Below are 16,730 nucleotides of genomic sequence, written 5' to 3'. Positions count from 1 at the left end.
TTCCGAAATATATGAATTTTCATGAAAGAGCTAATTATGGATTTAATCCGCTTGAGCTGCTGTAATCGCAATGAAATTTGGCGGCTACTATACTCTTTGCTTCATAATCTACTGTTAGCATTAGTTGAGCATCTTGGTCAAGATTCAAAACAGCATATTGTTGTAAAAATTCAATTACAAACAGCATAAAAGTCAATCAACTGTTTAAATTGACAGCAAATCTATTTTTTAATTCTAAATTTATAGAAAATTATGCTTTTGGCTCAATTTGACAAAGTAATGGATGACCCTGCGATCGAGCATAATTATTTACCTGATTCGCCTTGGTTTCAGCAATATCTCTTGGATATACGCCCGCAGTGCCTTTACCTTCGTAATGAACGGTCAACATCACTTGACTCGCTTGATCAAAATCCATCCCAAAATAACTTTGTAAAATCTCAATTACAAAGTCCATTGGCGTGTAATCATCATTCAGCAAAACAACTGCGTATAAAGGTGGGCGTTTTAATTCAGGAGGAGCTGTTTGCACAACAACCTCTCCTTCATGATCCTCATGCGAGTCAATCAAACGTGGACCTAAGTGCCAATCAATCAATCCTGACTGCTGAAAAGAACTTTTCACTTCACTTAAACTCATCTGACGTTTATATCTTCGCATATTGGTTACTTGATCTACTAAATTATTGGGCATTTGCTTCGGCTTGTGGAATTTCAGAAACAAATGCAGAGCTTACATCTACTGGTTGACCACGCTGCCAACTAAATCTCTTAATCACAGGTGTAGCACCACTTGATAATCTTACTTCAATAAACTGAGGGACAAAACCTTTTGGCATTGTCCAACGGCCAGTCAATCGTTCAAAATCATCAAAATTAAAGTTCTTGTCTTCTAATGGCACTACAAGTATTTCTGTATCTTTAATCAATCGCAACTCAACTGTACCTACAGCACGACGCTTGCTTGGACTTACTTGGATTAAATCAATTTGATATTCATAGGCATTTTCAGGAAGTGATTTAACTGCAAGATTCTGAATTGTTAAGCTAACGCCGCCACGCTGTCTCAATGTCTCACGATAAATTGCATTCATTGTTTCAAATTGAGTTTTATCAGCATTTGCTTGATTTATCGCTTTAAACAGCTCATCAGCATTTCCTACAGCCATATCTCTTTCTTGAACAGCTGCATTTAAACTTTTGCTAACTGAATCTAAAGCAGTTTTTTGCTTTTGTACAACTTCAACTAACTGCTCTGCATCTGCATCATAACCAACAACTGTTAATCCTTGACGATGACCTACGGTATAACCAAGCATAAAACTGCCACCGATTAATACTGTAGCAGCAATAACTAAAGGTAAATTCGTTTTGAGAAAGTTATTTTTGTTAGCGGAACTATCTGGTGAAATAGTCGGATCAACGTTATCCATCATCATCTCTATCGTTATGACTTACATCAAAACACACATTTAAATCGAAATTTAAATGTGTGTGAAGTATAAAACCGTTTTTTATGGTAATAAACCAATACCTTCTAAGCCAGCAGCTTCATCAAAATTAAACATTAAGTTCATATTTTGAATCGCTTGACCAGCGGCACCTTTAACCAAGTTATCTTGTGCGACAAGAATAATCAGCTTATTTTCTTGTAAACGATATAAAGCAATACGTAATTCGTTCGCCCCGCGCACGCTACGAGTTTCAGGCGAACTATTAGCAGGCATAACATCAACAAATCTTTCATTTTTATAAAAATCTTCATACAGAGCTTGGATATCCAACTTCTGACCTTGCGCTGTTAAATCTACATATATAGTGCTTAGCATGCCACGAATCATCGGCACTAAATGTGGCACAAATAAAATTTGATTGAATTGCCCTTTTTGCCCAGAAATATTTTCAAGCGCTTCAACTATCTCTGGATGATGTCGGTGACCTGCAACTCCATATGCTTTGAAGTTATCTGCATTTTCACTATAAATCATGCCAAGACTTGCTTTTCGTCCAGCACCCGATACACCTGATTTCGCATCAATAATGATATTTTGAGTATTGATAAGGGTTGTATCATTTTTTAGAAGCGGAGCCAAACCCAATTGAACTGTTGTCGGGTAGCATCCTGGATTACCAATTACTCTCGCATTTTTGATTTTTTCACGATTAAGCTCTGTCAAACCATAAACCGATTCAGTTAAAACAGTTGGACAGCTGTGTTGCATGCCATACCATTTTTCAAATTCAGCAAGATTTTGCAAACGAAAGTCAGCTGCTAGATCAATAACTTTAGTATCGGAATCAATCAATTCTTGAGCATGTTGCATTGCTACACCGTGTGGCGTTGCAAAAAAAACAACATCACATTGTTTGAGACGATCTAGATCAAGATCAGAAAACTCTAATTCAGTGTGTCCACGAAGACTTGGAAACATATCAGCTACACGTTTTCCTGCTTCTGTACGTGATGTTAAAACATCAACTCGGGCTTGCGGATGTCTTAATAAAAGACGTAATAATTCAACGCCTGTATATCCAGTTCCCCCAACAATACCAACAGAAATCACGTGCAGCACCTCAATACTTGAATTTGTTGGCTAGTATGGCAGTTTGACTCATATTTCTCAATCTATAAGTCTGCACCACGTATGAAGATTTCTATAAGAAAACTAAATTCAAGTATCATTAAATAATTGTCATGGGATGGCTTAATTGCACAGAACAAGTCAAACTTAAGCATCTAATTTATAAAAAATGATACCAAACGACCATTGATCATGAATTTCTATTGAATGAATAGGATATTCGCATAGAATAAAACCCAAGCGGAAATAATAATTTTCATGGATGCAGAATTTTGGAGAGCTGGAATGCCTTCTTTGAGAACAAAACAAAGATTAAATCAATTTTTATGTCTAGGTGTTAGCACTTTACTAATCAGTACAGCCTTGGTTGGTTGTGGTAGTGGTGAAAGTGAAGCAAAAAATGACCCAGTACCTATAGTGACTGTTCCTAAACCAAAGAATTTCGATATCAAAGTTCCGGTTGAGATGCGTGATGTAGTCGTTAAGTTATATGATAACTTTGACAACACACTCGTCTTAGAGCAACAAGCGAGCACGACATCTAATCTTACAGTTACACTACCTTCAGTTTTAAACACTAAACGTCTTTATAGAATTGAATTATCAACAAAACCTAGTTCTTTGGTTTTTGATTTTCTAAGTGGTCTATACAAACCGTTGAATATTACACAACATGCATTGATCGAAGTAGATACTAGCAATTTAACACAACCAATCTTCATCAATCCAAGTTCTGAGGCTATCTACCAGCGTGCGTTAATCCGGTCTGGTCATTTACCAAATGAGACAGTAGATCCAACTCAAATTAGTGAGCTACATTTATCTTTAGCCACTCAAGATGTAAACACAGCACTTCTAAGAGCATTTCACCGCAATGACTTTCCTAATTTAAATACTTCTAACCAACTTAATGTGTTCATACAACAGGATATTGTTTCTCGACTTGCACTATATATAAACACTTACTTTAGTTTTGGTTATATTCAACAATGGGCAAATGTATATCCAACAAATTCATATGATGAATTTACCAAGAACATTGCACTGGATTTAAAAGATGGTTATTTGGATTCAAAACTTATTCGCGGGGACAATAGTGTCTTAAAAACATTAGTGGTAACCCCACCCGATAATGTTGATCCTGCAAAAAACAATCTTATTGATATTGCCAAGAATCAAGAGAACACCAGAAATTTATTCGCATCTTCTTTAAAACAAGCGGTTTTGAAACTTGCAAACAATTACCAACAAGCGACTGTTAATCCTGATGGCTATCGTCAATTAGAGGATAAATTGTATGCTGGTGAGGAACCTAGATTTAACTCCTCACAAGTATTCAGAGTGTCTGGTGCTGGAGACTATCGCCGAGCTGTTGGTTTCATAGATAGTACTGAGACTTGTAATGGGTCATTATTTGCCTGCAAACAAGGAATAACTGGCGTTAACAATCTAAACCCCAACTTGCCATCTATTGAATATTTAATTGGTAGTTATAAAGACAATACGAATAACTGCACACTCAATATACGTGCTAATGGTGCGGTTGAACTTATCAAAGGAACTCAAATTTATCGTTCAGTACTTGATGCAGACAGTACAGATAATCTTTTACAAGTCAACAAAACGACAAGAGAATATATTCTAAATAGTAGCTCAACTGAACCAAATAATGTTTCATTAGAATATGCTTTCCTTCAAGTAAAAATTAAGGAAAATCAAGTTCAAAGTGCTAGTTATGGTTTAGATGTGCGAAAGGCACCTGATCAATTATCAAAAACACAACTTGAATGTAAGTTTATTTAACATACCACCACGCAGGTAATTGATTATTTTTCAGTTGCCTGCGATTCTCCAAATAATTTGGGTCATGTTTTTCAACTTCAGCCCAAAAAACTGCACTATGGTCAAAGTGAACCGTATGAACCAATTCATGTATACATACAGATCGAACTAAATATTCAGGCATAAGTACTAGACCCGCATTTAGCATGATGTCATGCTGCGAACTACAACTACCCCATCGTGTTTTTGGTTTTCGAATTGAACAGTCCCTAAAACTCAACCCAATTTCTCTACTCATCTCATTTAGGAATATGGGTAAAAATTCTTTACTGTAAGATAAAACAGCAGATTGTAGTGCTCTTTCAATCTGATCATTTTTAACATGCAATATGTTATTTTCCCAATCAAATTTAAAAATCATACGTTGAGATTGTTGAATTACAGAAAATGGTTTTGAATGATAAAACAATTGTAAGTGTTCAGGAAATTCTGAATACTTGGGATTTTGCTTTTGTTGTTTTTCCCATATCTCAATCAACCATTGTTCTGATTGATTGAGAAACATCTGAATTTGTCGCTGTGAACAAAATAAAGGCACGGTCAGACGAATTCCAGTTGGATCCACACGCAGGCGTAAATTCTTAGCTCTTGCGTGTCGAACCATTTTAATTTCTGGTAGTTTCTCGTCTGATTTTACAGATTGCATTATTATTGTGCAGTACGTTCTTCGATACCATTATTGGTAGCTACGATTGCAATAGAAGCTGCATTTAAAGCAAAAATTCCATTTGTAACAACACCAGGAATATTATTGAGTGCTTTCTCTAACTCAATCGCATTTAAAATATTTAAGTTATAAACATCCAAAATTACGTTTCCGTTATCTGTCACAACACTTTCACGATAAACAGGATCACCGCCTAAAGCTACAATTTTACGTGCAACAGCTGATCGCGCCATCGGAATGACTTCAACAGGTAAAGGAAAATCACGACCTAATTGCTCAACCCACTTTGAGTCATCAACAATACATACAAATTTTTTCGCAATTGAAGCAACAATTTTCTCACGAGTTAAAGCAGCACCGCCACCTTTGATCATGTGCATATGACGATCAATTTCATCTGCACCATCAACATAAGCATCTAGACCACCTACTGAATTCATATCTACAACTTCGATGCCAAGTTTTTTTAAGCGCTCTGCTGTCGCATTTGAACTCGCAACTGCAGCTTCTAATTGCAATTCAGGTAATAAATCAATTAAAAAATTAACGGTACTTCCTGTTCCTACGCCCAAAATGCCGCCTTTAGGCAAATGCTTTAAAGCTGCTTTTGCCGCAGCTTGTTTTTTTTCATCTTGGGTTGCATATAGACTCATGACTTCACTCAACTATTTTGACATTTGCTGCAAGAAAACAGCGCAAATGCACAGGGGTTTGCTACAATGACTGACTATTTTAAACTGTTATAGGGAAGATGAACATGCTGTCTCGTGTGGTACGACAAATTTTACAAGCAACGGTTTATGATGTTGCGATTGAAACACCGCTTGAAGCAGCTCCACGAATTAGTCAAAAAATTAATAATAATATTCGATTTAAACGTGAAGATTTACAGCCTGTATTCTCTTTCAAATTACGCGGTGCTTATAACAGAATTAGTCAATTACCAAAAGATCAATTGGATCGTGGTGTTATCTGCGCATCTGCGGGTAATCATGCTCAAGGTGTTGCTCTGTCAGGAAAAAAACTAGGAATTCATGCGATCATTGTTATGCCTAGTACAACACCTGATATTAAAGTTCAGGCTGTAAAAAATCTTGGTGGTCAGGTCGTTTTACACGGCGATAGCTTTGATGTCGCGAACAAATATGCCAAACAACGCGCAGAAGATGAAGGTTTAGTTTTCATTCCACCTTACGATGATGAATTGGTCATTGCAGGTCAAGGAACCATAGCAAATGAAATATTGCGTCAATGGCGTGATGTTGAATATGTTTTTGTTGCTGTTGGTGGTGGTGGCTTGATTGCTGGAGTTGCAGCATATTTAGGTGAAGTTGCACCACATGTTAAAGTTGTTGGTGTTGAATACGAAGAATCAGCTTGTTTAAAAGCAGCACTAGAATCAAATGAACGTGTAATTCTACCTCATGTTGGTTTATTTGCGGATGGTACAGCAGTAGCACAAATAGGCGAATTACCTTTCGAAATGGTTCGTCTACGCAAATCTGATAATTCAGGACCTATCGTAGAACCTGATATCGTGACAGTAAATACAGATGAAATTTGCGCTGCCATTAAAGATACTTTTGATGAAAACCGTAGTATTGTTGAACCATCTGGTGCAATGGCATTAGCAGGTATCAAAAAATATGTAGCTGAACACCAATTAAACAATAAGAACATGGTTTCAATTGTGTGTGGCGCGAACATGAACTTTGATCGCTTACGCTATATTGCTGAGCGCACCGAACTCGGTGAACGTCGTGAAGCAATTTACGCTGTTACGATTCCAGAACAGAAAGGTGCTTTTTTGAATTTCTGCCGTTCATTGCAAGGACGCAACATTACTGAGTTCAACTATCGTGCAAGTGATAGCAATCAAGCTCAAGTGTTTGTCGGAATTAGCTTGAAAGGTGGTGAAACTGAACGCCATGAAATTCATGAAATGCTCAAACAGCAATATGAAGTAGATGATTTATCTGATGATGAAGTAGCTAAACTTCACATCCGTTATTTGATCGGTGGACACGCTAACATTGAAAATGAACGTCTATTCCGCGTTGAATTCCCTGAGCGACCTGGAGCACTATTAACCTTCCTTGAGCGTCTCGGCCCAACCCACAACATCACTTTATTCCATTATCGTAATCATGGTGCAGCTGAAGGTCGTGTTTTGGTTGGTTTAGAGGCAACTGATGCGAAGCAAAATCCAGATGGTCTGATTGAAACTTTAGAGCAAATCACATATCCATATGCTGAAATTAGCGATAATATTGGATATAAACGTTTCCTCAAATAAGTAAATCTGATCTGATTTAAAACCGACAAATATGTCGGTTTTATTTTGAATATTGTCTTTTTATAAGTTGATTTTCTTTGCACACAAATGATTACACACGCTCAAATTATTCCGTCTTAAAATAGTTAAAAAGATATTTTTTTCATTTAGTTAAGGATTGTTATGGCACAGTTTGCAGTCATTGGTTTAGGAAGTTTTGGGGCGACTGTTGCATTAGAACTCACTAAACTGAATCATGATGTTATTGGAATTGATACGATCAAACGCAATGTGGAAAATTTGGCTGATCAAATCACTCATGCCGTTATTGCTGACGCTACAGATGAGCACGTACTAGAAGAATTGAATATTCAAAATTGTGATGCCGTTGTTGTTGCAATTGGTGAAGATATTGAAGCAAGTATTTTGTGTGTATTAAACCTCAAAAATTTGGGTGTAGAAAAAATCTTAGTAAAAGCTAAAACCAAAGCTCATCACACAATTCTTTCTCACTTAAATATCACTAAAATTATTCATCCTGAAGAAGACATGGGGGTTCGAGTTGCGCAAGCGCTTAACTATCCTATGGTTAGCCGCTACATGGCACTCGATCATGATCATTACATCATTAAAGTGCCTGTGCATGAGAAACTAAACAAGGTAAATCTATCAGGCATTCTCAAACAAGAACCTCATATCAAACTTTTACTACTTAAACGTGATGAACAAATTATTTATGAAATCGACTCTAGTTTTACCTTACAAACAGGTGACGTACTCATATTAGAAGGATTACTCACCCATCTAAAAAAATTATCGGGATGCTTCCTCTAAATGACCATAAAAATAAATTCGCAAAAGATATTTAATCTTAGCCCACCGACATTGCTCGCGATTGGGTTCTTAAGCTTTATCATTATTGGAACATTACTGCTTAAACTTCCGATTGCAAACAAAGGAAACTTAAGCTGGATGGATGCTTTGTTTACTGCAACTTCAGCGGTCACGATTACTGGTCTATCTGTGGTGAATTTAAATGAATCATTTAACCATCTCGGACAAGTTATAATTTTATTATTGATTCAATCTGGTGGTTTAGGTTTTATGACCTTCGCGATTTTGGCTGCTCTTAGTTTGGCACCCAAATTAGGTCTTAAACAACAAATGATGGCTCAAGACAGTCTAGGGCAAACAAGCTTATCTAAAGTTACATTCGTAGCAAAAGGCGTTGTACTTTATACCTTATTATTTGAATTAATTGGTGTAATCATCCTGAGTACATCATTTATTCCAATGTATGGTGTAGGGCGAGGATTGTATTATTCGATTTTCTACAGTATTTCCGCTTTCAACAATGCAGGCTTTTCTTTATTTGACAATAGTTTAATCAACTTTCAAAGTCACTATTTGATCTGTTTAACCATTAGTATGCTTTATACGCTGGGTGGTATCGGCTTTCTAGTGCTGATTGATGTAAAACAGAATAAAAGATGGAGTAAATTAACACCGAATAGCAAACTTATACTCAGTACTATTCTTGTTTTAAATCTTATCGCTTTTATTCTTATTTGGCTTTTAGAATCAAATAACCCATTAACACTTGGTCCAATGACATTAGGTGAACAAGCAATGAACTCATGGTTTCAGGCTACAGTTCCTCGTTCATCAGGTTTTAATACCATCGATACCAGTGCAATGGAGCATAGTACCGCGCTACTTACTATGCTATTGATGTTTATTGGTGGTGGTTCTTTAAGTACGGCAGGCGGTATAAAAGTTGGAACATTTGTGATCTTATTACTTACTGTTGTTTCATTTTTACGACGTAACGAAGAAATTCGTATTTTTAATCACTCTGTTTCTCATGAAACGACCTATAAAGCTTTAGCCGTAGCTGCAATTACAGGCATGTTAGTATTTATCGGGTGTTTTACGCTTTTTCTGCTTGAACCAAAATTAGATGTTTTAGATTTGATGTTTGAAGTCGTCTCAGCTGCTTGTACGGTTGGACTTTCTCGTGGTGTGACAGGCGAATTACATGATGGTAGTTTATTTGTATTAAGCTTGCTTATGTATACGGGACGACTAGGTCCACTCACCCTTGCATATCTCATAGCAACGCCTAAAAAGAGCCGCTTGAAACATGCAAATGCAAATATTCAGATTGGATAAAAGTTTAAAGGCTGCTCGATCACGATAGCTTGCTGACAGATTTCATCAGCTTGGTATTGTTGCTCGAATACAGCCTTTGACATAACCTCAAAATGATCACAAAAACTAATTTCTTGCACATCAATAGAGTAGATCAACGACTGGTTTCCTGCGCCATCTAATGTGTCATAAAACACAATAACAAATTTGCCATCTTCATAGGCTTGCTGAATCATCTCATACGTCAAAGCAGGTCTAATTGGGATCTGAAGTTGCTTCGCCTCTAAGTAAATTTGCTTTTCAATTTCATCAATATCAGGGTCAGGAGCGGTATAGAATGAGACTTCAAATCCTAGCTTCTTCAATGCTACTGCCAAAGCAATTGTAAAGGTTCCTTCGTTATAATCATGCCGACATAATTGAGTAAGCTCAGCAATATCAATATTTGATTGATATTGCTTTAGAATCAACCAGACAGCAAAAACCCCACAATTTGCCTCAAGCTGCAATAATGGATCAGGAATGTCTAAACTCATTTAGTACCAGTTCATCAAAGAAACACCAAGTCCAACATAAGTTGCTCGATGATTATAATCGATCAAACTCTCACCATAGCCATCAAACAGTTGTAGATGACCACGTAACTTACCTTTGATTGGAAATGCCCAATCAAACTGCACAGCCCCATGTGACTTATCACCACCTTTCAGTGAATGGCGCAACATAAGTGAAAAATCATTTTCCTTGTGTCGGTAGAAAGCTGTCAAATCTCCGCGCCCAATATAATCTTTAATATCAGGGTTGTTATCATCTTTCACATCTTCTTCAATTCGATACCAAGGACGCAGCATCAAAGCAAAATTATCTTTCTCAAAACCAAGATTGAAGATAACTCGATTCCAACTTCTTGATAATGGATCTGAACGACCATTTGATTGGTGATTCAGCGTCACACCTAATAAGCGTGCATTTAACCCTAGAAGTTCATAATTTGTTCTAAACATTAAACTCGCTTCTGGCTCATAGTTGGTTTCTCGAAATGGACGAGACTCCTCTGAGTTATAAACTTGCCAGCGTGATGATTGCGTATAACCCAACCATAGATCACCATTATTTCCGAAAATATTTTCCCAAGCTTTGGTTTTTAAGGAAATCTGGAATTTAGCTTCAGAAGAAGTCAAATTTTGCTTATCTGTTACTGTGTTATTTGGATTCGGACTCTCTGGATATTCGTTTTTATCACTTGTCCAAAAAACTGGCAGTAAATAAACAGGCTGATACGCACGAATATTCCAAACACCCAGTTTACTCTCTTCAGACAACTCCCAACGTCGATCTAGTAAAGATACATTTGGATCAAATTTCGGAGCAGCGCCAATCAGATTCAAATCGCTGACCTTTTGAACCACTTTATCTTTTAAACTTTCAGGCGGGCTTTTTTCTAACTCTTTTGATTTAACGGGAGGTGCAGCCGCTACCATTGGTTCTGCAACCTGTGGCTCAATGACGGTTGGAGCTTTAAACATGCTGTCATAGCAAGCCAAGCGGTCTGCACTTGAGCTTAATGCAACACATGCTTCGACAGTAGCTGGAGTGGCAGGTTCTGCGACTTGTGCAAAGGTGTTCGATGCAGCAAAAGAACTAAGTATAGCGAGTATACTTAGTTCCAATTGAGCACGTTCAATTTTTTTGAACGTCATAGCGGTCTCCAATTTTTCTTTTAATTGACTTGCTGAATTTCAAAACCTAAGTTTTGTAACTCCTCACGTTTAGCAAATGGAGCCACTACTGCTCTCACAGGTTTTTGCTCCAATAGATATTCTTTTGCAACTCTTTGTAAATCAGCTAAAGTAACATTCAATAATCGTTCACGTAGAAGTTTACGGAACTTTGGTGTGCGTGCATGTAGTAATGCATAACATGCCGTTATTGCCTCTCCAGCAGGTGACCCAGGCTTATCCATACCAGACACCAATCCAAGAATTGCTTCTTCAAGTTGATGTTCTTTTTGTTCAGCATTTAATAGCCACTGGATACTCGCTTCAAAATCATTAAAGGTTTCTGCTAAACGAGGATCACGATAGCTATAGAAACGGAAAGCACAGGCATTACCATCATAGCTTGCTCCACCACCATACGCCCCACCTTTTTCACGAATAGCACTATGCAAATAACCATTACGCAAATATGCCGCTAATACCATAAGTGGAGCCGCATCAACATGTGCAACATCTACAGCTTGATAAGCGGATGCACAGAACTGAACATTTGACTGAATTAACCAAGCTTCATCATAATTTGTATCTACGTGGTCCAGAGAGGTTAATGTTACGGGTTCTTTGCTGACATCTAACTTATCCCAGACATTTTGGATTTCTTCCACTAAACGATCTGAATGATGTTCTTCACAAACCAATAAAAACTGTTTTGGTGCTTGTAAAAGCTTTCGGTGAATCGCCTTAAGCTCATCAATTAATGCCTGATAAGCTGCTTCATCATTATCGATTTTAGCCACTAAATCACTTAACCAGTTTAATGCACCTAAACCCGTATTATGATAATCACGACGTGCCAATGCGCTCATTTGACGTGAAGCAGTCTGCATAGCATAACTATGGCCAGATCCTGATAAACGAGACTGCCAGCGAGTTTTACGTTGTTGTAACAGCTCTATGATTCGATCTTTTTCATCAAATCTTAGTTTCTCAAATGCTAACTTCAACAATTGAATCGCATCTAATTTTTGAGTAAGTGATTTGGTCGTTAAAGTTAACCATGCGCTGATACGATCTTTATCATCAACTTTGCTTCGTAATGAAGCTCCCATACCCAAACCTCCACTGACGGCTGTTTGAATTTGTTGAAGTTCTAAATAATCATATTCTCCTGCACCAACCTCGCCCATCAAAATTGAAAGCAAATTAAAATATGGCGATTGCACAATTTCATTTGGGATTTGGATTAAAACTTGTTGATAGTAAATACCATTGGTTCCAGCGTGATAGAGATTCAATGGAGTGTCTAATCCATTTGAAATGATCTCACGTAATTGACCTTGTACAATTTGCAACTCTGCTGGAATATCTTCCAAACCAACTTTTGGTAATAAATCTAAATCATCAGGTGTATCCTGACGCTGCTTTAAAGCTTCAGTTTGCTTTTGTATCTCAATCTTCTGTTCATCATTTAGATTTGCAGTGATTTCAGCTAAACGCGCTTGTTCAGCTTGTTGTTCTTTGATTGATTTAGTGGCATCTGGTACCAGCGTCATTTGAACACGATGTGGATTATCTAACAAATGCGTTTGAATTAAATTAGATAACCACATTGGATCTTTGAGTTCTTCTTTGACTTGTTCTATCGCAGAATCAACATCCCAAACGTGAACAGGATCATTATGATGAATAACACTACCTAAACCATTTAAGATCAAGCTAAGTCCGTATGGTGTTCCATCGCCATTAATTTCACGTTGATGCAATTCGATTTGATGCAATATCGCGTCGACTAAATCCGTATCAACTGGTTTAGCAGCAACATCATTCAAAACTTTTAACACACCATCACGGAATTCATTTGCGTGCTCTGGATTTGAGCCTTGAACCCCACAATAGAAAGTCATTTCAAAGTTACTATCATCAACGCCCATCAACGGACCAGTTGATTGTGCATATCCGCAAGTTTCCAAATAGTGACGTAATGGTGAAGCAGAATTTTCAAGAAGAATACCTTCAACCAAACGCATACCTAAACGTAATTTAATGTCACTTGTTTCAGGCAATAACCAAGATAAAACATGATAAGTTTTATCTTTCAAATCTTCACTATCAACCGCGTAATTCTCAATCACTTCAAGAGGAGCTGTGAGTCGCTTTTCTGGTTTTGAATATAAAGTTGTACCTTTAGAAAACTTATGAAGCGCTAAAGTTTCAAATTGCTCTTGTAAATCATAAGCACTTTGATTACCAAAGGTCATAAATACAGCATTACTTGGGTGATAATGAGTTTTGTAGAAATCAACCAACTGATCATACGTCAGATCAGGAATATCCTTTGGATCACCACCAGAGTTGTAATGATAGGTAGTTTCAGGGAATAAATGATGAGCTAGTTGATGGTAAAGTTGATCTGTAGGTGAGCTCATTGCACCTTTCATTTCATTAAAGACTACACCTTTGTAAACTGCCTGATCATTTTCCAACTCAATACGAATACCCTCTTGCGCAAAATCTAAAGGATTTAAATTTGCAGCAAATGTAGCATCCAAATAAACAGACAATAAGTTTTGGAAATCCTTTTTATTCTGAGTGGCAAATGGATATGCTGTCCAATCTGCGGCTGTAAATGCATTCATAAATGTATTTAATGAGCGACGGATCATTAAAAAGAATGGGTCACGTACAGGAAACTTTTCTGAACCACATAATGCAGTATGTTCAAGAATATGTGCAGCACCTTTGGAATCCATTGGCTGAGTTCTAAACGCAACTAAAAAGACATTTTCGTCGTGAGAAGTCGCCAAATGGTAATGAATTGCGCCTGTCACTTTGTGTTTATATTCAGATACTTGAATATCAAGTGCTTCTACATGGTGTTGACGTAATAGCTGAAACGCAGGATGAATAGTTTGATTAATGCTTTCAGAAACATCGACAGTCATGAGTTCTCCAATTATCTAATAAAATGATTACAATTTATGATACTGAGTCTACCGAACAATCCCTACAGATATCCATGTAAATTACTATGTTTTTGTAGAAAAATGCAGCGAGTGACACAAAATTGATGTCAGATATTTTTTAATTCCAGTCCTTGAACATTAAAAATAATAAGCATGGAAAGCTCACCGTAAATGAAGTGAATTTTCTTCAACAAACTACTGTAATCTTGAGCATTCGTGTAAACTTCATGTTTTGATTTTTAACTGTGATGACAAACATGGCAACTGTTGATCTTTTTTCAATTGGTAATGCGCTCATTGACCAAGAATTTAAAGTTTCGTATGAGTTTTTAACAGAACATGCTTTGCAAAAAGGTACGATGCAGTTGACCAATGGTGAAACACAAACAGCTCTTTTTCAACAGCTACAAAAAACGCAAACTTATAAAGGTCAGGCAAGTGGTGGTTCTGCAGCAAATACAACTGTAGCCTTCAGTGCATTAGGTGGTTCAGCTTTTTATGGCTGCCGTGTAGGTAACGATGAATTAGGTTCTATTTATTTGAATGGACTAAATGAAGCTGGGATTAGCACAACGAGCAAATCAATCAGCAATGGTGTTACAGGTACCTGTATGGTACTGATTAGCCCTGATTCTGAACGTACAATGCACACTTTTCTCGGCATCACAGCAGAATTGACTGCTGAGCAAATAGATTTCGAACCATTAAAAACTGCTAAATGGCTATATATCGAAGGTTATTTATCTACGAGCGACACAGCAAGAGCTGCTGTCAAACAAGCTCGTGCTCTTGCTAAAGAACATGGTGTTAAAATCGCCCTTTCTCTTTCAGATCCTGCGATGGTGCAATATGCACGCCAAGGTCTCGAAGAGTTAATGGATGATGGTGTAGATTTATTATTCTGTAATGAACAAGAAGCACTTATGTTCACGAATACTGAAACGCTCGATGCAGCAATTGAGGTTTTAAAATCTAACAACCAACATATCGTAATTACTCAAGGGGCAAATGGCGCAGTCATTATTGATCCTGCAAATCAATTTCATGTTGCAGGTCGGCATGTGAATGCTGTAGACACAAATGGTGCTGGTGATGCCTTTGCGGGTGCGTTTTTATATGCAATTAACGCTGGACTTTCACTGGATGCAGCAGCACAGCTCGCAATCTTGATATCAAGTGAAGTTGTCGCTCAATTTGGCCCTCGTTTAAGTGTAGAAAACTACGCTAAACTTTTTGAACAATTTAAAAATGCTCAACAGGAATGTGCTTAAGATGGAAAAAATTTGCATGACTGAGGAAGTCCCAGAACGTGAGTCACGTGCATTTGACACCATGAAGGGAACAACCATTTTTATTACACAAAAAGATGGAAGTTTTTATGCATATCAAAACATTTGTCCTCACTTACAAACTGAACTGGAATACTTAGAAAATCAATTCTTGGATCAAGATCGTGAATACATTCAATGCTCAACCCATGGAGCTTTATTTTCAGTTGAAACTGGCGAATGTATTTCAGGTCCATGCCTAGGTGAACATCTTCAGAAGGTAAATTTGGAAGTCCACTCTGATGGTGGTATTTATATTGATTAATACGCAATAAGACTTCTGCTATGACTGAGTTTTTTCTAAATTATTATCTGATGCCATTTCACATGAGTGTTGTGGCTTTGATTTTTCTCAGCATAGCGGAAACTATTGGGATTTTTGTAGGTTTACGTCCAAGTTCTTTAGTTAAAAAACTAACACCAGAATGGTTACTGAACTCACCTCTTTTAAATGTTAAATTCTCAAAATATTTAATCGTCGTGTTCTTACTGATTAACTTTAGTTTTGCCGGCTACTTTCTTGAACTATCCTTTTTTGCACTTCAACACTATTTTATTTCACCTTACTATTTATTCATTCCAGCTTTAGTCATCGACATATTCTTTACCGTTTTTATGATTCACTGTCTGGATCAGGTCATTAAACCCAAGGTTACCCACACTCATTCAAATCTTGTTGGTCGCTTAGCAACCATTTCAACAGGGAACGCGCGTCCTGGTTTTTCAGCACAAGCGCGTGTAAGAGATGAATTTGGACAACTTTATTATGTTCAGGTTGAGCCAGAATACGGTGAACTGGAGTTACAGTCTCAGGTTCTACTCATTAGCCGAAGATCCAACTCTCATTATTTGGCAAAAAAAATATCTATTTCGAACAAACTTTTTACGCCTGATTAATTTTTCATTCTTATCAAAAGCAAAACGCTCACCAAACGATCAAAAATTACAAACAGTTACAAAAAGAGTAACAATATTTGTCATTTAGATCAGCCCTCCTATCACTCTACTTTAGCTAAAAGCGCATATAGCGAATTGCATCACAATTTCAACAATAAACTCTACAATTACACTAGGTTTTAGTACTGTTTAATCATTAATTTTATTTATTTATGTAAGTGACTTTATAAGCATATGTAAATACTAGATATTTTATTATCATACTGTTTTACTTGGTTTTAGATTAAATTAATTAACATTAAATCAA

At 37.0% G+C, this 16,730-nt stretch carries 16 protein-coding genes; 8 read left to right on the top strand and 8 right to left on the bottom strand.

Annotated elements, in window-relative coordinates; genetic code table 11:
- Positions 1–21: 21 nt before the first annotated feature.
- Entirely contained in the window at positions 22–189 is a 168-nt protein-coding gene (locus Q9Q86_RS17465) for a hypothetical protein (RefSeq protein ID WP_017397588.1), read from the top strand.
- Positions 190–250: 61 nt separating this feature from the next.
- Here Q9Q86_RS17465 and clpS read toward each other — a convergent pair whose 3' ends face one another.
- The 3 genes from clpS to argC form a co-directional block, all read right to left on the bottom strand.
- Positions 251–661, bottom strand: a complete 411-nt coding sequence (clpS, locus tag Q9Q86_RS04960) for an ATP-dependent Clp protease adapter ClpS (protein ID WP_171293855.1) — start codon at positions 659–661, stop codon at positions 251–253.
- Positions 662–683: 22 nt separating this feature from the next.
- A complete protein-coding gene (locus tag Q9Q86_RS04955; RefSeq protein ID WP_004911333.1) occupies positions 684–1,433 on the bottom strand; it encodes a DUF6776 family protein in 750 nt (249 codons plus the stop codon).
- An 81-nt stretch (positions 1,434–1,514) separates the two neighbouring features.
- On the bottom strand, positions 1,515–2,570 hold the full coding sequence (gene argC, locus Q9Q86_RS04950; protein ID WP_171133436.1) for an N-acetyl-gamma-glutamyl-phosphate reductase: 1,056 nt from the start codon (positions 2,568–2,570) through the stop codon (positions 1,515–1,517).
- A 297-nt stretch (positions 2,571–2,867) separates the two neighbouring features.
- Here argC and Q9Q86_RS04945 point away from each other — a divergent pair, with 297 nt between their 5' ends.
- Entirely contained in the window at positions 2,868–4,385 is a 1,518-nt protein-coding gene (locus Q9Q86_RS04945) for a hypothetical protein (protein ID WP_112986398.1), read from the top strand.
- On the opposite strand, the gene Q9Q86_RS04940 is transcribed toward Q9Q86_RS04945, so the two are convergent.
- Positions 4,378–5,070 carry a M48 family metallopeptidase gene (locus tag Q9Q86_RS04940; protein WP_112986399.1) on the bottom strand — a complete coding sequence of 231 codons (693 nt, stop codon included), beginning with the start codon at positions 5,068–5,070 and terminating at the stop codon, positions 4,378–4,380. The two genes, Q9Q86_RS04945 and Q9Q86_RS04940, sit on opposite strands and share 8 nt — an antisense overlap.
- Positions 5,071–5,072: 2 nt before the next feature.
- A complete protein-coding gene (rpiA, locus tag Q9Q86_RS04935; RefSeq protein WP_112986400.1) occupies positions 5,073–5,744 on the bottom strand; it encodes a ribose-5-phosphate isomerase RpiA in 672 nt (223 codons plus the stop codon).
- Positions 5,745–5,842: 98 nt separating this feature from the next.
- Here rpiA and ilvA point away from each other — a divergent pair, with 98 nt between their 5' ends.
- From ilvA to Q9Q86_RS04920, 3 genes are all read left to right on the top strand, one after another.
- Entirely contained in the window at positions 5,843–7,387 is a 1,545-nt protein-coding gene (gene ilvA, locus Q9Q86_RS04930; protein ID WP_171265899.1) for a threonine ammonia-lyase, biosynthetic, read from the top strand.
- Between the two features lie 162 nt (positions 7,388–7,549).
- Entirely contained in the window at positions 7,550–8,200 is a 651-nt protein-coding gene (locus Q9Q86_RS04925; RefSeq protein WP_004911349.1) for a TrkA family potassium uptake protein, read from the top strand.
- Entirely contained in the window at positions 8,201–9,538 is a 1,338-nt protein-coding gene (locus Q9Q86_RS04920; RefSeq protein WP_075696535.1) for a TrkH family potassium uptake protein, read from the top strand. It begins immediately after the preceding gene.
- Here Q9Q86_RS04920 and Q9Q86_RS04915 read toward each other — a convergent pair.
- From Q9Q86_RS04915 to Q9Q86_RS04905, 3 genes are read right to left on the bottom strand one after another with little or no spacing between them, the layout of a single operon-like run.
- Complete coding sequence (locus Q9Q86_RS04915; protein ID WP_112986401.1) at positions 9,526–10,053, bottom strand: cysteine peptidase family C39 domain-containing protein; 528 nt, start codon at positions 10,051–10,053, stop codon at positions 9,526–9,528. The genes Q9Q86_RS04920 and Q9Q86_RS04915 overlap by 13 nt on opposite strands.
- Entirely contained in the window at positions 10,054–11,217 is a 1,164-nt protein-coding gene (locus Q9Q86_RS04910) for a phospholipase A (protein WP_112986402.1), read from the bottom strand.
- A gap of 20 nt (positions 11,218–11,237) precedes the next feature.
- Complete coding sequence (locus Q9Q86_RS04905) at positions 11,238–14,177, bottom strand: insulinase family protein (protein WP_112986403.1); 2,940 nt, start codon at positions 14,175–14,177, stop codon at positions 11,238–11,240.
- A 278-nt stretch (positions 14,178–14,455) separates the two neighbouring features.
- Here Q9Q86_RS04905 and Q9Q86_RS04900 point away from each other — a divergent pair, with 278 nt between their 5' ends.
- From Q9Q86_RS04900 to Q9Q86_RS04890, 3 genes are read left to right on the top strand one after another with little or no spacing between them, the layout of a single operon-like run.
- The gene (locus tag Q9Q86_RS04900) at positions 14,456–15,469 is read left to right on the top strand and encodes an adenosine kinase (protein WP_112986404.1); all 1,014 of its coding nucleotides are present in this window, start codon (positions 14,456–14,458) and stop codon (positions 15,467–15,469) included.
- Positions 15,470–15,485: 16 nt separating this feature from the next.
- Positions 15,486–15,791 carry a Rieske (2Fe-2S) protein gene (locus Q9Q86_RS04895; protein ID WP_017397586.1) on the top strand — a complete coding sequence of 102 codons (306 nt, stop codon included), beginning with the start codon at positions 15,486–15,488 and terminating at the stop codon, positions 15,789–15,791.
- Positions 15,792–15,811: 20 nt separating this feature from the next.
- A complete protein-coding gene (locus Q9Q86_RS04890; protein WP_112986405.1) occupies positions 15,812–16,423 on the top strand; it encodes an OB-fold-containig protein in 612 nt (203 codons plus the stop codon).
- The last annotated feature ends 307 nt before the right edge of the window (positions 16,424–16,730 follow it).

Origin of the sequence: Acinetobacter sp. A22 (assembly GCF_030913345.1) — a bacterium.
Lineage (GTDB): Bacteria > Pseudomonadota > Gammaproteobacteria > Pseudomonadales > Moraxellaceae > Acinetobacter > Acinetobacter junii.
This window is presented reverse-complemented; position numbering and strand designations above follow the sequence as displayed.

What these genes read in the sequence shown, in the direction of transcription:
- Q9Q86_RS17465 (WP_017397588.1), top strand. Translation starts at nt 22, where the DNA reads ATGAAAGAGCTAATTATGGATTTAATCCGCTTGAGCTGCTGTAATCGC.
- clpS (WP_171293855.1), bottom strand. Translation starts at nt 661, where the DNA reads ATGCGAAGATATAAACGTCAGATGAGTTTAAGTGAAGTGAAAAGTTCT.
- Q9Q86_RS04955 (WP_004911333.1), bottom strand. Translation starts at nt 1,433, where the DNA reads ATGGATAACGTTGATCCGACTATTTCACCAGATAGTTCCGCTAACAAA.
- Q9Q86_RS04945 (WP_112986398.1), top strand. Translation starts at nt 2,868, where the DNA reads ATGCCTTCTTTGAGAACAAAACAAAGATTAAATCAATTTTTATGTCTA.
- Q9Q86_RS04940 (WP_112986399.1), bottom strand. Translation starts at nt 5,070, where the DNA reads ATGCAATCTGTAAAATCAGACGAGAAACTACCAGAAATTAAAATGGTT.
- rpiA (WP_112986400.1), bottom strand. Translation starts at nt 5,744, where the DNA reads ATGAGTCTATATGCAACCCAAGATGAAAAAAAACAAGCTGCGGCAAAA.
- ilvA (WP_171265899.1), top strand. Translation starts at nt 5,843, where the DNA reads ATGAACATGCTGTCTCGTGTGGTACGACAAATTTTACAAGCAACGGTT.
- Q9Q86_RS04925 (WP_004911349.1), top strand. Translation starts at nt 7,550, where the DNA reads ATGGCACAGTTTGCAGTCATTGGTTTAGGAAGTTTTGGGGCGACTGTT.
- Q9Q86_RS04920 (WP_075696535.1), top strand. Translation starts at nt 8,201, where the DNA reads ATGACCATAAAAATAAATTCGCAAAAGATATTTAATCTTAGCCCACCG.
- Q9Q86_RS04915 (WP_112986401.1), bottom strand. Translation starts at nt 10,053, where the DNA reads ATGAGTTTAGACATTCCTGATCCATTATTGCAGCTTGAGGCAAATTGT.
- Q9Q86_RS04910 (WP_112986402.1), bottom strand. Translation starts at nt 11,217, where the DNA reads ATGACGTTCAAAAAAATTGAACGTGCTCAATTGGAACTAAGTATACTC.
- Q9Q86_RS04905 (WP_112986403.1), bottom strand. Translation starts at nt 14,177, where the DNA reads ATGACTGTCGATGTTTCTGAAAGCATTAATCAAACTATTCATCCTGCG.
- Q9Q86_RS04900 (WP_112986404.1), top strand. Translation starts at nt 14,456, where the DNA reads ATGGCAACTGTTGATCTTTTTTCAATTGGTAATGCGCTCATTGACCAA.
- Q9Q86_RS04895 (WP_017397586.1), top strand. Translation starts at nt 15,486, where the DNA reads ATGACTGAGGAAGTCCCAGAACGTGAGTCACGTGCATTTGACACCATG.
- Q9Q86_RS04890 (WP_112986405.1), top strand. Translation starts at nt 15,812, where the DNA reads ATGACTGAGTTTTTTCTAAATTATTATCTGATGCCATTTCACATGAGT.